Annotated in this window: 16 protein-coding genes and 1 riboswitch; of the genes, 11 read left to right on the top strand and 5 right to left on the bottom strand. The window is 46.3% G+C overall.

From position 1 onward, the window contains the following. Positions 1–41: 41 nt before the first annotated feature. A riboswitch (cobalamin riboswitch) is annotated at positions 42–282 on the bottom strand. Between the two features lie 135 nt (positions 283–417). After that, positions 418–1,269, bottom strand: a complete 852-nt coding sequence (gene prmA / locus MWL85_RS06495; RefSeq protein WP_244400123.1) for a 50S ribosomal protein L11 methyltransferase — start codon at positions 1,267–1,269, stop codon at positions 418–420. 107 nt (positions 1,270–1,376) lie between these two features. On the opposite strand from prmA, the gene MWL85_RS06490 reads away from it, so the two are divergent. The 10 genes from MWL85_RS06490 (at position 1,377) to MWL85_RS06445 (ending at position 13,749) form a co-directional block, all read left to right on the top strand. After that, positions 1,377–1,883 carry an SPOR domain-containing protein gene (locus MWL85_RS06490; RefSeq protein ID WP_040575675.1) on the top strand — a complete coding sequence of 169 codons (507 nt, stop codon included), beginning with the start codon at positions 1,377–1,379 and terminating at the stop codon, positions 1,881–1,883. Between the two features lie 17 nt (positions 1,884–1,900). After that, positions 1,901–2,509, top strand: a complete 609-nt coding sequence (gene folE, locus MWL85_RS06485) for a GTP cyclohydrolase I FolE (RefSeq protein ID WP_018027581.1) — start codon at positions 1,901–1,903, stop codon at positions 2,507–2,509. Between the two features lie 600 nt (positions 2,510–3,109). Further along, positions 3,110–4,948 (top strand): signal peptide peptidase SppA, encoded by a 1,839-nt coding sequence (sppA, locus tag MWL85_RS06480; RefSeq protein ID WP_244400122.1) that lies wholly within the window; start codon positions 3,110–3,112, stop codon positions 4,946–4,948. 18 nt (positions 4,949–4,966) lie between these two features. Next, a complete protein-coding gene (gene lpxK, locus MWL85_RS06475) occupies positions 4,967–6,055 on the top strand; it encodes a tetraacyldisaccharide 4'-kinase (protein WP_244400121.1) in 1,089 nt (362 codons plus the stop codon). Positions 6,056–6,064: 9 nt separating this feature from the next. After that, positions 6,065–6,511 carry a dUTP diphosphatase gene (gene dut / locus MWL85_RS06470; protein ID WP_244400120.1) on the top strand — a complete coding sequence of 149 codons (447 nt, stop codon included), beginning with the start codon at positions 6,065–6,067 and terminating at the stop codon, positions 6,509–6,511. Between the two features lie 22 nt (positions 6,512–6,533). Next, a complete protein-coding gene (locus tag MWL85_RS06465; RefSeq protein ID WP_244400119.1) occupies positions 6,534–8,762 on the top strand; it encodes a GH92 family glycosyl hydrolase in 2,229 nt (742 codons plus the stop codon). Continuing rightward, positions 8,752–9,468, top strand: coding sequence for an SIR2 family NAD-dependent protein deacylase (locus MWL85_RS06460; RefSeq protein ID WP_244400118.1), 717 nt, complete (start codon positions 8,752–8,754; stop codon positions 9,466–9,468). The genes MWL85_RS06465 and MWL85_RS06460 overlap by 11 nt, the downstream gene beginning before the upstream one ends. A gap of 18 nt (positions 9,469–9,486) precedes the next feature. Continuing rightward, on the top strand, positions 9,487–10,812 hold the full coding sequence (gene dgt / locus MWL85_RS06455; protein ID WP_244401861.1) for a dGTP triphosphohydrolase: 1,326 nt from the start codon (positions 9,487–9,489) through the stop codon (positions 10,810–10,812). 16 nt (positions 10,813–10,828) lie between these two features. Beyond that, positions 10,829–12,031 (top strand): M24 family metallopeptidase, encoded by a 1,203-nt coding sequence (locus MWL85_RS06450; protein WP_244400117.1) that lies wholly within the window; start codon positions 10,829–10,831, stop codon positions 12,029–12,031. A 20-nt stretch (positions 12,032–12,051) separates the two neighbouring features. Further along, a complete protein-coding gene (locus tag MWL85_RS06445) occupies positions 12,052–13,749 on the top strand; it encodes an alkaline phosphatase (RefSeq protein WP_244400116.1) in 1,698 nt (565 codons plus the stop codon). 260 nt (positions 13,750–14,009) lie between these two features. Here MWL85_RS06445 and MWL85_RS06440 read toward each other — a convergent pair whose 3' ends face one another. After that, complete coding sequence (locus MWL85_RS06440; RefSeq protein WP_244400115.1) at positions 14,010–14,471, bottom strand: hypothetical protein; 462 nt, start codon at positions 14,469–14,471, stop codon at positions 14,010–14,012. 178 nt (positions 14,472–14,649) lie between these two features. Here MWL85_RS06440 and MWL85_RS06435 point away from each other — a divergent pair, with 178 nt between their 5' ends. After that, the gene (locus MWL85_RS06435; protein WP_244400114.1) at positions 14,650–15,072 is read left to right on the top strand and encodes a DUF6078 family protein; all 423 of its coding nucleotides are present in this window, start codon (positions 14,650–14,652) and stop codon (positions 15,070–15,072) included. A 322-nt stretch (positions 15,073–15,394) separates the two neighbouring features. Here the strand turns inward: MWL85_RS06435 and MWL85_RS06430 are convergent, their stop codons facing one another. The 3 genes from MWL85_RS06430 to MWL85_RS06420 form a co-directional block, all read right to left on the bottom strand. Continuing rightward, complete coding sequence (locus MWL85_RS06430) at positions 15,395–16,312, bottom strand: IS3 family transposase (RefSeq protein ID WP_244400113.1); 918 nt, start codon at positions 16,310–16,312, stop codon at positions 15,395–15,397. Continuing rightward, positions 16,309–16,683 (bottom strand): transposase, encoded by a 375-nt coding sequence (locus tag MWL85_RS06425; RefSeq protein WP_244400112.1) that lies wholly within the window; start codon positions 16,681–16,683, stop codon positions 16,309–16,311. Before MWL85_RS06425 ends, MWL85_RS06430 begins: the two co-directional genes overlap by 4 nt. A gap of 559 nt (positions 16,684–17,242) precedes the next feature. Then, positions 17,243–18,910 carry a dipeptidase gene (locus MWL85_RS06420; RefSeq protein WP_244400111.1) on the bottom strand — a complete coding sequence of 556 codons (1,668 nt, stop codon included), beginning with the start codon at positions 18,908–18,910 and terminating at the stop codon, positions 17,243–17,245. Positions 18,911–18,994 lie beyond the last annotated feature (84 nt).

Raw genomic sequence — 18,994 nt, 5'->3', positions numbered from 1 at the left:
TAACAATGTCCGTCCTTTGTTCCCAAATTCCCCAGAAACAAAAAACTATCAGTGAAAAGGCAGGTCTTCTGACTCATTCTGTTGCTTATTGGCATTTGCTTTGCGGTCTTCCCATAGACTTCTCCCGCACTCGGAAGAGCTGTCTACAGTGACATTTTCTAGAGGGCAAAGCTGTATACAGAACATACAGCTGAGGGTCCAGTCTCAGATTCTCACTGAGTTCCCTTTTCAATCAAAACACATAGGCAATGTCCTTTGATCACCTTTTCAAAAGCAAAGGTATGAATTTATTCCTAATTGCCAAAACTTTTCCATAATATATTTAATGAAGGCTCTTACACAAAGGCGATCTGCACTACCTAGATATCCTTACGGAGGACTAAGTATTGCAAATCGCCTTTGTGTAAGAGCCTCTACTTAGGGCATTTGGTTGGTAACTCTCATGGCTACCCAGCCACCTGGCATTTCAATGTGCCCAGAGTGGGTGAGACCATGGGCTGAAACGGCATCCATAATCTGTGGTAGGTCTTCATCAAGAAATCCTGAAAGGAGCATGATACCACTTGGGTGCATACGCGAGACGTATCGCTCGAGGTCTTGCAGAATAATATTCCGATTGATATTTGCTAGGAATATATCGGCACGTGGTATCTTCTGTAGTATATTGGCATCACCTTGAAGCACCTTGAGTGCTACATTATTTTGGCGTGCATTCTCTTCTGCATTCTCTATGCACCAATCGTCAATGTCTATGCTCACGCACTCCTTTGCGCCTCTCATCATCGCATAGATGCCGAGAATTCCGCTGCCACATCCCATATCAATCACTGAGCAGCCCTCTAGATAAATTTGGCTGAGGAGTGTGAGCATAGCCTGTGTGGTGGCGTGGTTGCCTGTGCCAAAGGCCATTTTGGGTTCAATAACGATTTCGTGCTTTACCCCCTCAATAGGTTGATGAAATGGTGCCCGTATCCCTAGCTCTCCCTCCACCACTACCACAGGGTCGAAATAGTGCTTCTCCCACTCTTCATTCCAGTTTTTATCCTCCACCTCTTCAACTTTGGTTTGCATCTGCAATGCTTCAAAAGGGGGCTCAGAAAGTGTTGCTTCTACACTTGCTTCGTTGTAGGAGCTAACTGGTATGTAAGCATGTAACTCTTTGCCGTCATTTTCAAAGGAGTCAAAACCGATATCCCCTAGCTTTTGCATCAATATATCTGTCGCCCACTCATCGGCTGGAGTAGGTAGTGTTACTCTATAATATTTCATTTATTCATCCAATACTTTAGCGTTAATACTCTATTATTCCTTTCAAAGCTACTTAAAAGCTACTAGATAGGCAAAATATATCTGACTTATTTGCTATCTTTGTGCATATGAAAAGAATACGTCTAGATAAATGGCTATTATGTGGCTTGCTATTGTGGCTATGTTCGTCAGCGACCATGGCACAGCAGCCTACTCGCCCCACTATCTTTCAGGCACTTCAGGCGATGGAGCCAGGTGCTGGAGTAGTGCTCGTAACTCAAAGTCCTGAAATCGAATCCCTTGTAGGGATGAAGTCCGCTAGTTTGTTGGATAATGCACGCATCGTGAATGGCCTTGCGGTTATCTCGGGCTTTCGAATTCAGGTTTATAGTGGCAACCTGCGGAATAGTAAGGCGATCGCAACGCAGCGACGCAATCAGATTAATGCTCTTTACCCTGAGCTACTTCCAACAGTGGAGTATGATGCTCCCTTTTGGAGAGTGAGGGTGGGTAACTTTGTAGACCAGAGTGAAGCGCATACTAAGATGCAAGAGCTCAAGAAATCATTTCCTGCCTTTGCTAGAGAAATGTACATAATCAGGTCACAGGTGCGTCTAGATCCTCAAGACTTATAAATTAGTAGATCAAGAATATGTCACATCACGATAACCCTTATTACACAGAGAAGATTGACCAAGAAGAGGAGAGTCAATTGATTGCCGATTTGGCAGCACATAATAAAGAGATACTTCAGCTTATCGGAGAAGACCCTACAAGAGAAGGGCTACTAAAGACGCCTGAGCGTGTTGCAAGAGCCCTACGTTTTTTAACCCAAGGTTACCATCAAGACCCAGCAGCAGTGTTGGAGTCTGCTAAATTTAGAGAAGACTACAAGCAGATGGTGATTGTCAAGGATATTGGTTTCTATTCTATGTGTGAGCACCATATGTTGCCCTTTTTCGGTAAGGTCCACATTGCTTATATCCCTAATAAGTACATTACGGGACTGAGCAAGCTCCCTAGAATCGTTAATATTCTTTCCCGTCGATTGCAGGTTCAGGAGCGACTGACCACACAGATTAAAGAATGTATCCAAGATACCCTTAAGCCTTTGGGCGTGATGGTGGTTATTGAGGCGCAGCACATGTGTATGCAGATGCGTGGAGTTCAAAAGGAGGGCTCTATTACTACTACTAGCGACTTTACAGGAGCCTTTCAGGACTTTAAGACCCGAGAGGAATTTATGAGCCTCATTAAGTAACACTACTATTATTTGAGGTGGAAGACCGTGTTATACTAAGCCCCATGCAACGCTGTGTGCATGGGGCTTAGCTTTGTTTGAAAAAGCAGTCACAGAGAGTCGGAGTTTATACTTTCTAGAGATACCATAGCTCTGGGAAGCAAAAAAAAGAGACTGTTGCACGATGTCTCACGCCCTAGTTAGGAGAGCAAAAGTTGAGTTGCAACTAAGCATTTGCTGAGATGCAACTAACCATTTGCTTAGTTGCAACTAACCGATCGCTTAGATGCAACTCGAAAACCGCTAAAATATACACCTGGTTATCAGACGTTTACAAAAACGCTTCTAACGGTCTATATTTCATAATAATTCAATGCCATTAACCCCCTCCCCCATGAAACGCCCTAACATGATTTTATGCAAGTGTCTGAGAATGGCACTTTGTGCTACATTCTCTCTCAATGTGAAATTAGTGGGAATTCTCATTAGTGTATGTGGTGATAAATTGGTATCTTGCAATGTCGGAGGTTAGGTCAATACCTTATGCGATTAAGAGGGTATTTGGCTCAATGTTTTTACTTGAATAATAGCACGGATAGCGTAATTATAGATTATTGAAGGATGAAAAGTTTTCTTAAAGTAGTTTTTGGCTCTTGTCTTGGAGTCATTTTAGCAAGTGTAATAGTATTTATTATCTTTTTCTCAATGTTGGGTGCTGCAGTTGGTGGAGTAATGGGTGCCTTTAATGGAGAAAAAGAGACAAAGAAGGTAAAGGCGGAGAGTGTACTACTCCTGGATATGAATGGTGTTGTGACCGATACTTCCGTGGAGAATCCTTTTGACTTCTTGAGTAAAGAGGTACGTAAAAACTACACTCTACCTGAGATCCTAAAGGCTCTTGAGGTGGCTCGTGAAAATTCGGATATCGAAGCAGTGGTTTTGAAGTTAGAGAATACAGGTCTCAACTTCGCAACTGCCAAGGAGTTGCGAGATGCTTTGAAGCGTTTTCAAGAGTCGGGAAAAGAGGTGATTGCCTATTCGGATAATTATAGCTTCCTTAATTATTACGTGAGTAGCGTTGCCGACCAAGTGATTGGTGGTCCTGAGGGGAGCCTAAATATTATTGGACTTACTAGCTCTACAGTGTTTACCAAAGGGCTACTTCAGAAGCTCGGTGTGGAGATGCAGGTCTTTAAGGTAGGTACCTTTAAGGGGGCTGTGGAACCCTATATCCTTGACGGTCTAAGCCCAGCTAATCGTTTGCAAATTGAGGAGTATCTTCAGGGTCTATGGCAAGGAACTACCACTGAGATGGCAGTGAGTAGAGGGGTAGATGCTAGTGTATTCCAGCAGTTTGCCGATAATGTTCAATTTATGGATAAGTTGGACATTGCCGAGCAACTAGGTTTGATTGATACCCTTGTGTATCGTGTGGATCTAGATCAGACACTTGCCGAGAGGTTATTTGGAGATAGTGAATATGAGATGGATTACCTCCATGTGGAGGACCTTCTCCCACTTTATGATTCAGGTAGTGGTAGTGATGAGGTTGCTGTTATCTATGCCGAGGGTAATATCGTGATAGGTACTGGTGAGGATTCTGATGACCTATGGTCTTCAGAACGTGTGATTACGGAGCGTGTGGTGAAGCAACTTCGTGAAGCAGCTGAGGACGATGACGTGAAAGCGGTAGTCTTGAGAGTTAATTCGGGTGGCGGTGCAGTGACGACCTCTGAATTGATTTGCCATGAACTGGCACAGTTGAAGCAAGAGAAGCCTGTGGTAGTCTCTATGGGTGACTACGCTGCATCGGGTGGCTATTATATCTCATCACATGCTAGTGCCATTGTTGCTAACCCTTATACGCTCACGGGCTCTATCGGTATCTTTGGTATCATTCCTAATGCTGAAGGCACTATGAAGAAGTTGGGGCTAAAAGAGGAGCAAGTAAGCACTTCTACTGCTGGTAGTCTCTCTGTTACTAAGCCACTAAGCCCTCGTGTAGCTGGTAAACTTCAGGAGATGATCGAGCGTGGCTACGATCAGTTTATTACGCGCGTGGCAACAGGTCGTGACTTATCAAAAGAGACTGTCGACTCTATTGGTCAAGGGCGTGTATGGCTCGGTGCTAAAGCCATTGAGCTTGGGCTAGTAGATCAGTTGGGTGGTCTTGATGTGGCTATTCAAGAGGCAGCCAGATTGGCCGAACTAGATAGCTATACCGTTGTGGAGAGTAAGGAGGAGGTTGATTGGCTACAAAAAATATTTGGAATCAATGTTGGTGCCAGTGTACAGACCCTCTATGAGTATTTCACCCTCACCAATGAGGAGAAACTCTATAGGCGAACCGAGCAGTACATTAAGCAGATGAGCGGGGTAAAGGCACTACCTCCCTATGATCTTACTAGAGTAGGGGCTACCGCATGTGAGACTACTCAGACGACTCTAGGCATGATGTAAAATAGAGATGACTTAAGCATGGGGAGACCAGAGCGTAAAAATATTTTATTGTGGATACCCACAGCCCTTTATTCGATGGCTGTAGGTATCCGCAATTTTGCTTATGATCACCGCCTAGTCTCCTCTTGGAAGTCGGAAATACCCACTATATGTGTCGGTAATCTATCCGTAGGAGGAAGTGGTAAAACCCCTCATATTGAGTTGCTTATATCTCTCTTGAAGCGAGAATATAAGGTCGCTGTCCTCTCTCGTGGTTATGGTCGTCGCACGCGTAGGCCTATCATCGCATCTCTGGAGGATAACGCAGATAGAATAGGTGACGAACCTTTCCAAATCAAGCAAAAACATCCAGAGGTGATGGTCTATATTGATGGAGACCGTCGGCGCGCTCTCAAGACGATGGAGGCGATGTCAGAGGAGGAGCGTCCCGACGTGGTGCTCATGGACGATGGTTTCCAGCACCGCAAAGTGACCCCATCTTTTTCTATACTACTGACTCCTTACTGCAAACCTTACTATGACGATTATTTGATGCCGTATGGGCGACTACGTGAGAGTAGAAAGGAGGCAGCTAGAGCTGAGGCAATTATCCTTACTGGAACTCCTCGACAGGTCAATGTAACTGAGATGCGCCTAAAGATGGACAATCTCGGGACTATGGCCTATCAAGATGTCTTCTGTACCAGTGTAAGATATGAGCAACCAAGACCACTCTTTACTGAGACAGATGCTACTTCAAGTCATAGGCTAACACAAGATAGCCCAATCTTGGTGGTGAGTGGCATTGCACGTCCGGCTGCTTTTCAGCAGACATGCAATGCCACTTTCCCTAAGGTGGTTGATTACATAGAGTACCCCGACCATCATCGTTTTACTAAAGAGGAGGTAGAGGTGCTAGTGGATGACCTCCAAAGTGACCAGGATCTCTTTGTTCTCACAACGGAGAAGGATGGAATGCGCCTGCTCACCTGCCAGCAATGGATTCCAAAGGAGGTAAGGAGTAGAATATGGATATTGCCAATATCTATTGACATTGCTTTGGAGGATAAGATAAAATTGCTACAAAAAGCTAAGAAAGCAATCAAGTACAATGGTTTACCACTATAGATAGAATATATGAATAATCAAGTAGAGATTAAAATAATCAATCAAAGTTCTTACCCACTTCCTGAGTATGCCACACCCTTATCGGCGGGCCTTGATATTCGGGCAAATATAGAGTCGCCAATAGAGCTAGAGCCACTGCAGAGAGTGGCGGTACCTACGGGTCTTTATATTGCATTGCCAGAGGGGTATGAGGCACAGATAAGGCCACGAAGTGGATTGGCACTGAAGCACGGTCTCACACTGCTCAATGCACCGGGTACTATCGATGCCGACTATAGAGGTGAGATTAAGGCAATCGTTGCCAACCTTTCGGATACCAAGTATACGATTGAACCAGGCGAGCGAATCTGTCAGATGGTAGTGGCGAAGCATGCTCATGTGACATGGCATGTGACTGAAGCACTAGAAGAGACTGAGCGTGGAGCAGGAGGGTTTGGACATACAGGAATTAAGTAGAGAATAATTGAGGATAATAGAGATGAGTAAAAAGCTGATGTGTATGCTAGGTTTGCTAGCTACACTTTTGATGGTTGGTTGCAAGGAGAGTAAGCAACAGGTAGTGGCAGAATTGATCCCTACAGATTATGTAGACCCATGGATCGGTACTGGAGGTCATGGACATGTGTTCCTTGGAGCTTCTGTCCCTTGGGGAATGGTTCAATTGGGTCCCACCAGTGTCACCACTGGGTGGGATTGGTGTAGCGGTTATCACGTAAGCGACTCTACGGTGATAGGTTTTTCACACACTCATCTCAGTGGTACTGGAATTGGTGACTTGCTAGATATCACCGTGATGCCCGTCACTGGCGAGGTGACTTATGCACGTGGTAATCACGATGACCCACAGAGTGGGCTTTGGAGCTATAGCCGTCGCTCGGTAGAGCAGGTGGAGCCGGGCTATTACTCTACCCACTTGGAGCGATATGGCATTGATGTAGAGCTGACCACTACTAGTCGTATTGGCTACCACAAGTACACCTTCCCAGAAGGGTCAGAGGAGCGTGCCATTGTCTTTGACTTAGAGAATGGAGGCAACTGGGATAAGGCTACAGAGGGATACATCATTATGGTTAATGATACGCAACTAGAGGGGTATCGCTATTCTACTGGTTGGGCAAAGGATCAGAAGGTTTACTTCGCAGTAGAGCTATCTCAACCTATCGAGGATCTGACAGTGATAACCGATGGTCAGCCACGTGAGAAGGAGGGTCGTGGTGAGATTGTCTATGGTCGAATTGACTTAGACCCCAAGCTTGATAGAGAGGTAATGATGAAGGTCTCCCTTTCACCTACTTCTATAGAGGGAGCGTGGAAGAACATGGAAGCTGAGCAAAAAGGATGGCAGTTTGATGAGGTCCGTGCTGAGGCTAATCAGCTATGGAATCAAGAGCTCAGCAAGGTGAGAATAGAAAGTCACCTACCTGATGTGATGAAGATATTCTATACTGGCCTATACCATACCATGATAGCACCTAGCCTCTTTTCTGATGTTGATGGTAGCTACTATGGCGCTGACCAAAAGGTGCACGAAAAGGCCGACTTCACTAACTATACGATCTTCTCACTATGGGATACCTATCGGGCAACACATCCATTGATGACGCTGATTCACCCCGAAATGATGCCCGACATAGTGGCAACGATGATGGCGATCTATGAGGAGCAAGGTGAGCTGCCTATCTGGCACTTAGTGGGTAATGAGACCTATACCATGGTCGGTGCCCCTGGCATTCCAGTACTGGCAGATGCTATCCTCAAGGGATACGTCACTGATAAGGAGAAGGCTTATGAAGCACTTAAGGCATCGGCTATGGTGCCCAAGCGAGGACAGGAGTATCGTATCCAGTACGGCTATATCCCTTACGATAGTATGCTAGAGAGTGTAGCTTATGACCTCGAGTATGCACTAGCCGATTGGTCGGTTGCTATGGTGGCGCAAGCACTGGGGTACGAGGAGGATTATACCTATTTCCTCAAGCGTAGCAAGAGCTACCACTACCACTACGATCCAGTGACACGCTTTATGCGTGGCGTGGACCAAAAGGGTAACTTTAACCCCGACTTTAATCCACTGGCCTCTACCCACCGCAATGATGACTATTGTGAGGGAAATGCATGGCAATACACCTTCCTCGTTCCTCACGATGTGAAGGGCTTGGTAGAGTGCTTTGGTAGCGAAGAGCAGTTCCTCTCCAAGTTGGATAGTCTCTTTATTCTCCCCTCAGTCATTGAGGGCGATGACGTATCTCCAGATATTTCAGGTCTGATTGGCCAGTTTGCCCACGGCAATGAGCCAAGCCATCACATACTTTATATGTATAGTATGCTAGGGAAGCAGAGCAAGGCCGCTCCTTTGCTCAGACAGGTGATGACCGAGCTGTATCATGCCGATTACGATGGTCTGTCGGGCAATGAAGATGCTGGGCAGATGAGTGCGTGGTACATTTTGTCGGCACTGGGCTTTTATCAGATGGAGCCTTGCGGTGGACGTTATTACTTTGGTACTCCTATGATCGATAGTGCAGAGCTTCAGGTGCGTGATGGCCTCTTTAAGATCAAAGTGCTGGATAATAGCAGTGAAAATATCTATATCCAAAGCATTCGACTTAATGGCGAGCCCCTGAATGAGCGGTATATTACCTTTGAGCAGATTGCTAAGGGAGGTAACCTTGAGATACAGATGGGTCACACACCACATGATTGGTAAATTTAAGGTGAAGATGAAAAAGAAGAAGTTAGTAGCTCTTACAGGAGCTGGAATAAGTGCGGAGAGTGGCATCGCCACGTTTAGAGATAGTGATGGACTTTGGGAGCACTACTCAGTGGAGGAGGTTGCTTCGGCCGAAGGGTATCGGAGAAATCCTAAGTTGGTGATTGACTTTGCCAACGACCGTCGTGAGCAGTGTGTGTATGCTCAGCCTAATCAAGGACATAAGCTACTTGCCGAGCTGGAGAAGGAGTATGACGTTACCGTCATTACCCAAAACATCGACGACCTCCACGAGCGAGCTGGGAGTAGCCACATCATTCACCTTCATGGAGAGCTGATGAAGTGCTGTAGTGAGAATGACCTCTCCACTCCGCTTCCCTTACCAGAAGGACGGCTAAGGATGACCACCGAGGATAGAGATGCCCAAGGCCATCGCCTCCGTCCCTTCATCGTCTATTTCGGTGAACCTGTCCCCCGTATGGAGGATGCCGTTCGTGAGGTTGAAACCGCCGATATCTTCGTAATCATTGGCACAAGCCTCAACGTCTACCCAGCAGCTGGGCTAGTACAGTTTGTACCAAGAGGTACACCTATCTACCTCATTGACCCTAAAGATGTGCCCGGATCAAGCCAGTTCGTTCATATCAAGATGGGAGCAGGCAAAGGTATGGCAGAGTTAATCAATAAGCTCCATAATTCTTGAGCAATGAGTAGCGAAATGATGCAATGGGAGAGGCTGATAAGCGATAGGCGATTTGGACTTGAGTCACACAGCCAAAAGCAGGAAAATCGAACCGATTTCCAAAGAGACTACGACCGACTTATCTTCTCTCCACCCTTTAGACGGTTGCAAAATAAGACTCAGGTATTCCCCCTACCAGGGAAGGTATTCGTTCATAACCGATTGACTCATAGCCTAGAGGTTTCCTGTATTGGGCGTTCTCTCGGCACACAGATAGGGCGAGAGGTCTGCCGAAGATACCCCGATTTACTCCCCGATCATGCCGACTTCGGCGCCATTGTATCGGCTGCTTGTTTGGCTCATGATATGGGTAACCCTCCCTTTGGGCACGCTGGAGAGCGGGCTATCAGTGCCTACTTTACCGAAGGCAAAGGGACTCGATGGAAGCAACAAGTGCTAGATGAGGGTGGCCGTTGGGAAGACTTTGCCCACTTTGAAGGCAATGCCAATGCTCTGCGGCTACTCACACATGGATTCAAAGGGCGTCGAAAAGGGGGCTTCGTACTCACATATAGTACCATTGCTTCCGTGGTCAAGTACCCTTATACATCGCTCAGCTCCGAGGGAAAGTTCGGTTTTTTTGAGACCGAACAAGCTAGCTATCAAAAGATCGCTGACCACTTAGGCTTGATCTTGAAGTCCAAGAAAGGTGAGCCACCAGTCTATGCACGTCATCCCCTTGTCTATCTTGTAGAGTCAGCCGATGATATCTGCTACCAGATTATGGACCTCGAAGATGCCTACAAACTAAAGCTGATCAGCAGGGAGGAGTGCATGGAGTTGATGCAAGCCTTTATCCCCACCGACCAGCATAAGTATGTGGATGAGATTCTCTCCAAGGTTACCGACCACAATGAGCAAGTTGCCTACCTTCGTTCGGTGGCTATTGGTCGCTTGGTTGCTACCACTACCGCTGCCTTCTTGGATCACGAAGAGGAGATCCTAAAGGGCACTTTTGAAGGGTCGCTAATCCACTCCTTGCCAGATCGCGAACGTACTGCCTTTGAGCATGCTCGTGAAATAGCTTTTGATAAGATCTACTTTACCAAAGAGGTGCTAGATATTGAGTTCGCCGGCTTCCGCATCTTTGAGTACCTATTAGATACCTTGATAGAGGCACAGACCAAGCCAGATAATGCTTATAGCCTTTTATGGTTTAAGCGTATTCCCGAGCAATACGATATGCACCGCGACACCATGTACGGCAAGATACAGAGTGCCCTAGACTATATAAGTGGAATGACCGATGTCTATGCCCTCGACCTTTATCGCAAGTTTACAGGAATGAGTTTACCTGCTATTTAATCCATTTCCCGAACGTATGAATACAACAATTGACGAAATCATTCTCAAAACAGACAAAATAAAAGCAGCCCTTCAGGCAGCGTCCATTGATAGCTTGCTACTCGGTAGTGTCCCCAACTTCTTGTATCTCACGGGGAGCGTGGCACAAGGGTATATCTTTATTCATAAAGATGAGGACCTACCGCTACTCTTTTTGGAGCGCCCCACCTACGTGCTAGAGGGCTATCCCGAGGAGCTTATCTTTAATGTGCGCAAGCCCGAGTTGATTCCCGATCTACTTAAGGGTAGGGGGCTCGCTATATCTTCCACCACAGCCCTAGAGCTAGGCTACCTCCCCGTGACCGACTATCAGAGACTCTCCAAACTCTCTCCCGAGGGAGTGAGTAGTGTGGATGCCTCATCACTTATGCGGAGCGTAAGGAGCATCAAGACCGAGCAAGAGCTCACCGCCATACGCCACCTTGCAGAGGTGCACATGGAGATCTATCGGCTGGTACCAGAGCTTTATCAGAGTGGAATGTCAGAGCTCGATCTCCAGCATCAGCTAGAGTATCAGATGCGTCGTCGCGGTTCCATAGGCCTCTTCCGTTCCTTCGGAGCTAGGTCGGAGATATTTATGGGCAATGTGATATCTGGTCGCAATGCCGATAACCCTGCCCCTTACGACTTTACAATGGGAGGAAAAGGCACCTTTGCCATGCCTATGGGCGCGTCCAATCAGGAGATAGCCCCCAATACCACGGTAATGGTAGATATGTCGGGCAATTATGGGGTGTACCAAACCGATATCACCCGCACCTATTACTTAGGGACACTGCCAGAGGAGGTGCATAAAGCCCACCAGCTTTCTATGGAGCTTCATAAGTGGTTTCAGACCTATGCCAAGGAGGGGGCACCAGTTGCCGAAGTCTTTAATCATTGTGCCGCTCGTGCCGAAGATGAGGGGCTTTCCAATTACTTTATGGGACACGCCAATAAGGTGAAGTTTGTTGGCCATGGCTTTGGTATTGAGATCAATGAAGTTCCAGTGCTCACCGCGCGCTCTCGAGATACCTTCAGAAGCGGTATGACCATTGCCCTTGAGCCGAAGTTTGTATTTCCTGAAGTGGGGGCGGTAGGATTGGAGAATAGTTATATCATTGGCACACAAGGAGCGGAGAATATTACCCCTCTACCCGAGGAGCTGACCCCATTGTGCCAGGACGACCTTAGCATATAATTGATAAATAAATATTGACAATGAAACGAACTCTTTGTGTACTCGCTACCTTGCTCTTCGCTTTGCCACAGTTGTTGGTAGCAGAGCAACCAACCAAACCAGTTAAAAACGTCATCTTTATGATTTCTGATGGTACATCGCTCAGCACCATCTCACTAGCACGCTGGTATCAAAATCTACAGGCCGATTCACTTACCAAACTGCACCTTGACCCTTACATAAGTGGTACCGTGCTCACCTTTTGCTCCGATGCCCCTATTGGTGATTCCGCCCCTACCACCTCTACCTATATGAATGGTATGCCTTCCATTCAAGGAATGGTTGGCACTTATCCTTATGCCACTTCCCAAGATCTTATCCCCGTAGATAGCACCATGGGGTACCGACCAGTCGTTTCACTGATGGAGGCCACTAGGGTGTTACAAGATCGTAAGGTTGGGGTAGTGGTTACTTGTGAATTTCCACACGCAACGCCCGCCGATGCCACTGCACATAGCTACAGTAGAAAGCGCTACGATTGGATTATCCCACAAATGGTACACAATCACCTTGATGTAGTGATTGGGGGTGGGGCAGGCTTGATCAGTGAAGAGCAGGTGAATTACCTACGTAGTCAGGATTATGGCGTCTACCTCAATGACCACGCCTCACTTACCTCCAACCAAAAGGATCGTATGTGGAGCCTTTTCTCTCATCGTGATATCCCGTACGATATGGATGGGGTGGCTGGAAAAGATCCTAAGCTGAGCGAGATGGTCTCCTCGGCAATTTCTTTGCTTGATCGCAATAATCCTAATGGTTTCTTTTTGCTCGTTGAGGGCTCCAAAGTAGATTGGGCGGCACATGCCAATGACCCCGTGGCGATGGCTACAGAGTTTCTCGCCTTCGACCGTGCCGTGCAGGTGGCACTCGACTTCGCAAAGACCGATGGAAATACCATTGTAGTTGTTACCGCAGACCATGGTAATAGTGGACTGAGCCTTGGGCGAGGTGACCTTCCCAATTATGCCGGTGCCTCCAAAGAGACCCTCTTCGGACCACTCATCAAGATAAAAAAGAGCTCCGTCGGACTGGCCGAAATGATCAAGGCGGCCGAGGAGAGCCAGTTGGCAAAGATCTTTGAAGAGGTGACCACCTTCGCCCCTACAGAGGAGGAGTTAGTGGCACTTAAGTTGCTTCGTCAGCTAGAACTCGCTCCCGATGCCGAGCGTGTAGCCATTAAGCAGCAATTAAAGGCCCTCCACATTTCAGGCGAAGGTGCCCTCTATACTGCCGGGCTATCCGACTTCATCGCATCCATCTACCGCGACAGGATGTACCTCGCATTTACCACCCATGGGCATACCGCTGAGGATGTATTCCTAGCTAGTTATGCGCCAACTGAGGAGCAGAGACTCATGGGTGTCCATAATAATATGGAGCTCCATGACTACTTACGTCGCTCACTTGGCTTAGAGCCTACCATGCTTGAGCTGACCCATCAATACTTCACCCCACACAGTGAAGTCTTCAGTGGGCTCAAGGTGACCATAAGTGGTGATGAACCACAGAATAAGGTGCTGACTGTAAAGAAGGGGCGTAAGACGCTTCAGATCAAGAGTTTTACCAACCAACTCTATCTCAATAAAGAGCTACAGGAGCTACCAATGCCTGTGGTTTACGTCGATAAAACCAATCAGTTTTATCTCCCTACCTCTCTCCGTGCATTGCTAGATTAAGTAGGAAGGCACATAAACTAGAGCGACCGTGGAAAGGTACCAATGTCGGTATCCATCCACGGTCGCTTACTTTTATAGAGAATGTTGCACGAAGTGCCATTCTCGCACATTTGAGCCAAATGTGCTGAGACTTTGAACGAAGGATGAGATGCAAGGCGCTGAGGACGAGGCCGAAGGGAGCGTACTCACGTACGTGACCTAGGCTGAATTCCGAAAGCAACGCAGCAGGTCGCCTTCGTGCAACAGTCGCTTATTGAGAATTAGAGGGAGGAACTGGTGAACTCGAAGCTTTGAGTTACTCCATTGTGCTCAAGCTCGATAGTGCTTTTTTTATCTCTAGCCTTTTTGCCATTAAGTCGCTCCTCAAATTGGTAGGAGCCCTTGGTCCCAATTGAATTAGGTGCCTCGATCTTTCCTTTGACCGATACTCGCCTTGCCTCCTTGATTCTAAAGGTGTAGGTCTTAGTCTCACCCTCTTTGATATTGGTGAATGTCTTTTCTTTATTCGCTATTGGGCGGTGCTCTTCACTCCATAAGATTGCCTTGGCATCAGTGTCAAAGGTGTAGAATATATGCATCTCACCTTTTTCTGCTGTCACCGTAAAGATGTATTCGTAGTCATTGACAGAGCCTTCCTTCGGAAGGTTATCACCATTACCACAACTTACCATCAAAACCGCAGCCAATGCTGCTACTAGGGACCATAAAATCTTCTTTTCCATATTCATTCAATCTTTCTTTCTGTTGTTGAAAATAAATCAGCGGCAAAGATATCATATCGCCACAATATGGCTATTTAATAAATCATAAACTTGATATCATCTCCTCAATTTGGTAAGTTTGCAATTCAAATGATGAATTCAGTAATACCTAATTTCTTATATTATGTCAAATGATTCAATGACACAGACACTTCCAGATAGTTTTGAACTTTGTTTTGCCAATCATTGCTCCAAGAAGGAGAGTTGCTTGCACTTTCTCAAAGGGCAGGAGGTGCCACCTAGTAATATGCCTATCCTTTGCTACCACCCTAATAAACCCGATTTGGGTGCTAACTGCCAAGCGTATGTGGAGGATCGATTAATCCCTCATTATGTAGGCTTTATGAAGGGTGCTGGTCAAGTCCCCGCCAAACTGCTAACTACTTTTAACCGACGCTGTATGCAAGAGCTCGGCATACAAAAAACACGCTTCTATCAGCTACGTAAAGGCGAAATGCCTTTGCGTCCTTGGGAGGCAGAACGTATCTCAGCGATCTTTGCCGAGATGGGTATCAATCCCGATGACGTCTTTGATGAAGTGGTTATGCGTTTCGATATTTAGTCCGATGCATCAAAGCTTCATTCCGTATGCGTGCGGAATCCATTCCGTAGCCTTGCGGAATGCGTTCCGCACGCATACGGAATATTGGTGCCCCCTAGCGTAGTATTCCTAATTATATGGTATTCCTGAAAATAGTATACACGTGGTTAAGTATTCCTGTTATTGTATACACTGGTTATTTGTTATTCCTAAAAGTGTACACACTTCGTGTCCTCTATTCCTGAAAGTGTACACAAATATACAAATAATTGCACAGATGACGGGCGATAAACACGAGCGGCGCCCCCCTTCATAGGGGGCAGCCAGCTCGTGCGTCATATAATCAAGCAAAGCCCTCGTTTTTGACGAGTGGATTCTGATGGCTAGGATCCAACGTCTGCATGGGCGTTCTCATCCCTAAGGAGCGATGAGGACGGACATTATTGTAGAGCTGGATCACCTTATCTATCGCCTCTTTTGTTTCTTCAAAAGTCATAGCTTCATAGTCGTATAGCCAATCATTTTTAATGGTTCCATTTAGTCTCTCTGCCATAGCATTGTGGAGGGGGTCTCCTGTTTGTGTGACACTCGTTATCATTCCAAGTTTTGCTTCGTAGCTTGTCATTTCTTTGGATACGTACTGGCACCCTCTATCGCTATGAAAGATGAGCCCATTAACGTCATAATTGTACTTCTTGTAAAACTCAACACTCTGTGTAAGTGCATCAAGTGGTCCTTCTCGTGATAAAGTCTGCTGAAGACTATATCCTGTAATTATCCGACTATAACCGTCCATCGTGAGAGAAAGGTACACAAACCCCTCTTTGCATTTAATGTAGGTAATATCTGAGACCGCTAGTCTACAGTGGTCAGTCGGAATGTATTTGGGAATAGTATTAAGGTGATCGTCAAATTCGTGATCAACAATACCATTCGTGGTACGTGGTGGTCGAATATGACGTTTCCTAGTTAGTAGCATATCATTCGCCCTAAGCAAATCATAAAGCCAGTCTCTGCTTATCGTGAACTCTTCAGCGAAATATTCGTTGCAGAGACTCAGAAGAGTTTCAGTGCCAGCTTTAGGTAAACTCTCTCTAATATAACGGCATCTGTACAGGACTGCACTGGCTTTGAGACCAAGATCAATCTCAGAGGGAATATACTTGTAAAAGCCACCTCTGCTTACCCCAAAAAAGCCACAAAGTCGGCTAATACCAATGCACCTTTCCCCTAGTGTTTTGTCTTTTAGCTCGGCAATCACTGAGAATTTGTCTTTTTTTTTACGCTTATCTGGTACTTATTCTCCATGTGCTCAAGCAGCTTCTTATGGGCTAAAGCATCCACTTGCGCCTCCCAAGTCTCTAGCTTCGACTTTTCCAGTGCTCGCTTCAGTTCAGCGATCTCTTTGATTAAATCGACATTACTCTTACTCATGCTACTAAGAATATTAGTTGGTGATGTTTCTATGCCAAAGTTACTCAACCAAGAGTACAATGCCGAAACTGAAATGTTAAATCTTGTAGCAAGGCTACTAATGTTCTCTCCTGTGTCTAGGTATTCACGTATCACCTTGACCTTAAAAGCATCATCATATGCTTCTCTCTTTTTACTCTTGCGATTCTTTTCTGCCATATTTTCGCATGGTTTGTGTGTCTACTATTTCAGGAGAGGACATTATGTAGACACCGACAAAGGTTTATTCCTAAATAAGTAGACACTCCCTATGGAATTGTACCGATACCATATACTTTTTCCCTGTTATTGAGCGTCGGAATTCCGTATTGGATGAGGCTGTCGTATGAAGGATAAAATGCTTATATCTGTCAAGGCTTCTCATGGATTGGAAGGACCTCAGCAGAGGTCCCTCTTAAATAGGCACAGGTCGGAGGGGCTTGCCCCGAACGACCTGTGTACAAGGGTATTTCCGCAACTTCATGACCCCGGCTGAGGGGTCAGACCAGGATAAGGTCGTCCGACCCCTCGACCGGGGTCGTAACGTACATGTGCATACTTATATACACAGGTCTTCGGCACTACGTGCCTTGACCTGTGCCTATTTAACAAGGACCTCTGCCGAGGTCCTTCTATGATTCTTGATTGTTACAATGGTTTCCGTGGATATAAAAATAGAGTGATGAACTGACTTTTCAGCTCATCACTCTATTTTAGTTTATATTTGTTTGTAAGTTGATTACTTCTTAGCTGGTACCTTGAGGTGCTCTACATTATCACCCTCTGCTACGTGACGGTAGAAGTCTTCGCTATAGCCTGGTTGCTCTGGGAAGGCTACGAGTCCGTGCTCCTCTACGAATTGACCATCTTTCTCTAGCTTAACATTGCCATCAATGTACTTCACTAGTAGGTACTCTCCGAGTTGCTTCCACTCAGCTGTTGATTGGTCGGCAATCTGGCAGGAGTAGTTGGTAAGGAACTCTACTGCAGCTGCTTCGCCTTGGCTCTTAGCAATCTCCATGGCTCTTGCTTCGATGGCTGGCTGAATACTTTGCCATTGCCCCTCGATCTCTTGCTGCTTCTTGCGGATATCCTTAATCATATAGCTGTACTTGCCATAGGCCATATTGGCTACCCAGTTGTGCATCCAAAAGGCTGAGGTCCAAGAGAACTTAGTCATAGATCCATTGCCTGGTGCAAAACTATGAGGTACGCGGGTCATAGAGGCGTACATAGGCTTGAAGAGGGTCATATCTGCGTCATCCACACCAAACCATAGGATACCTCCAACATAATCGGGTAGGTCTTTACGCATCTGAGCCACTAGTACAAAACCAGTTTGCTGTGTTGCGATAGCACGTTCATTGACATACTCTTGGCCATCTACCTCAAAGCCCATAGGTCTCCAGCGGTAGGGAACTTTATAAGCACCTGCACCACGATCCTTGGTCATATCCATTGGGGTATCCTCGTAGTGGTCTCGCATCATATTCTGCACGTCGGCAAGTGAGAGCTTGCGATTAGGCTTTACATAAAGTGGCATTGGCTCTGCATCTGGCTCGTATCCCATAACTAGAGGTAGGTATTTATCCATGCCATCGGCAAAGCGATTGAAGAAAGACCAAACTCTTGCCTCACAGCCACGTAGACCACCAAAGTCGTAGGGGTTGTAAGCTTTTTGGAAGCTAAAGTCCTTGTCACTTCCCTTGTAGAGACCCTTTTTGCGAGCAAACTCTACAACGTCGGGACTGTAGAGGCAGTTCTCCTTGTCATTAAAAGGAATCTGCTGGATACGAGCTTGGTTGGCGTGTGCTGAGATAGCATCGTCGGGGATGCGAATAGCTACCCAAACGGCACCCTTCTCGCCTTTGCCCTTACCGATCATCTCCATTACCCATACTTCGTTTTTATCGGCAATGGTAAAGCTTTCACCGCTACTTCTGTAGCCATATTGATCTACTAGACCTGTGATGACGTCAATAGCTTCGCGAGCTGTTGCAGACCTTTGAAGTGCAATGTAGATTAGGCTACCATAGTCCATAAGACCCTCTGTGCCTTGGCACTTGTCGCAACCGCCCCAGGTACTCTCTGTGATGGCTACTTGCTTTTCATTCATGTTGCCAATCACATTGTAGGTGCGTCCTACATACTGTGCAATCTCACCTGTTGGAATACCTGAATCCCACTCAGTTACCTTAAGGATGCTACCCGTGGTCCAAGTGGCGGCAAGCCAATGGTATAGCTCGCCATATAATGTGTGGCTATCTGCAGCGTAGCTAATAAAGACGCTCCCGTCTGTAGATGCCTTGGGTCCTACAATTAGGTCGGTACAAGCCTCTGCTGAGACTCCCGCTCCTAGAGTGGCGATAGCTAGTGCCATAGCCACCTTACATAGAGTTTTCTTCATGTTGTTACAGTCTTTTGTATTATTGGTTTGAAAATCTTCAGCAAGTTACCCTTTTTTCGGCAGATAACCAAGCCTAAAGCCTCC

The organism is Porphyromonas somerae (genome assembly GCF_022845615.1).
Classification (GTDB): domain Bacteria; phylum Bacteroidota; class Bacteroidia; order Bacteroidales; family Porphyromonadaceae; genus Porphyromonas_A; species Porphyromonas_A somerae.
This window is presented reverse-complemented; position numbering and strand designations above follow the sequence as displayed.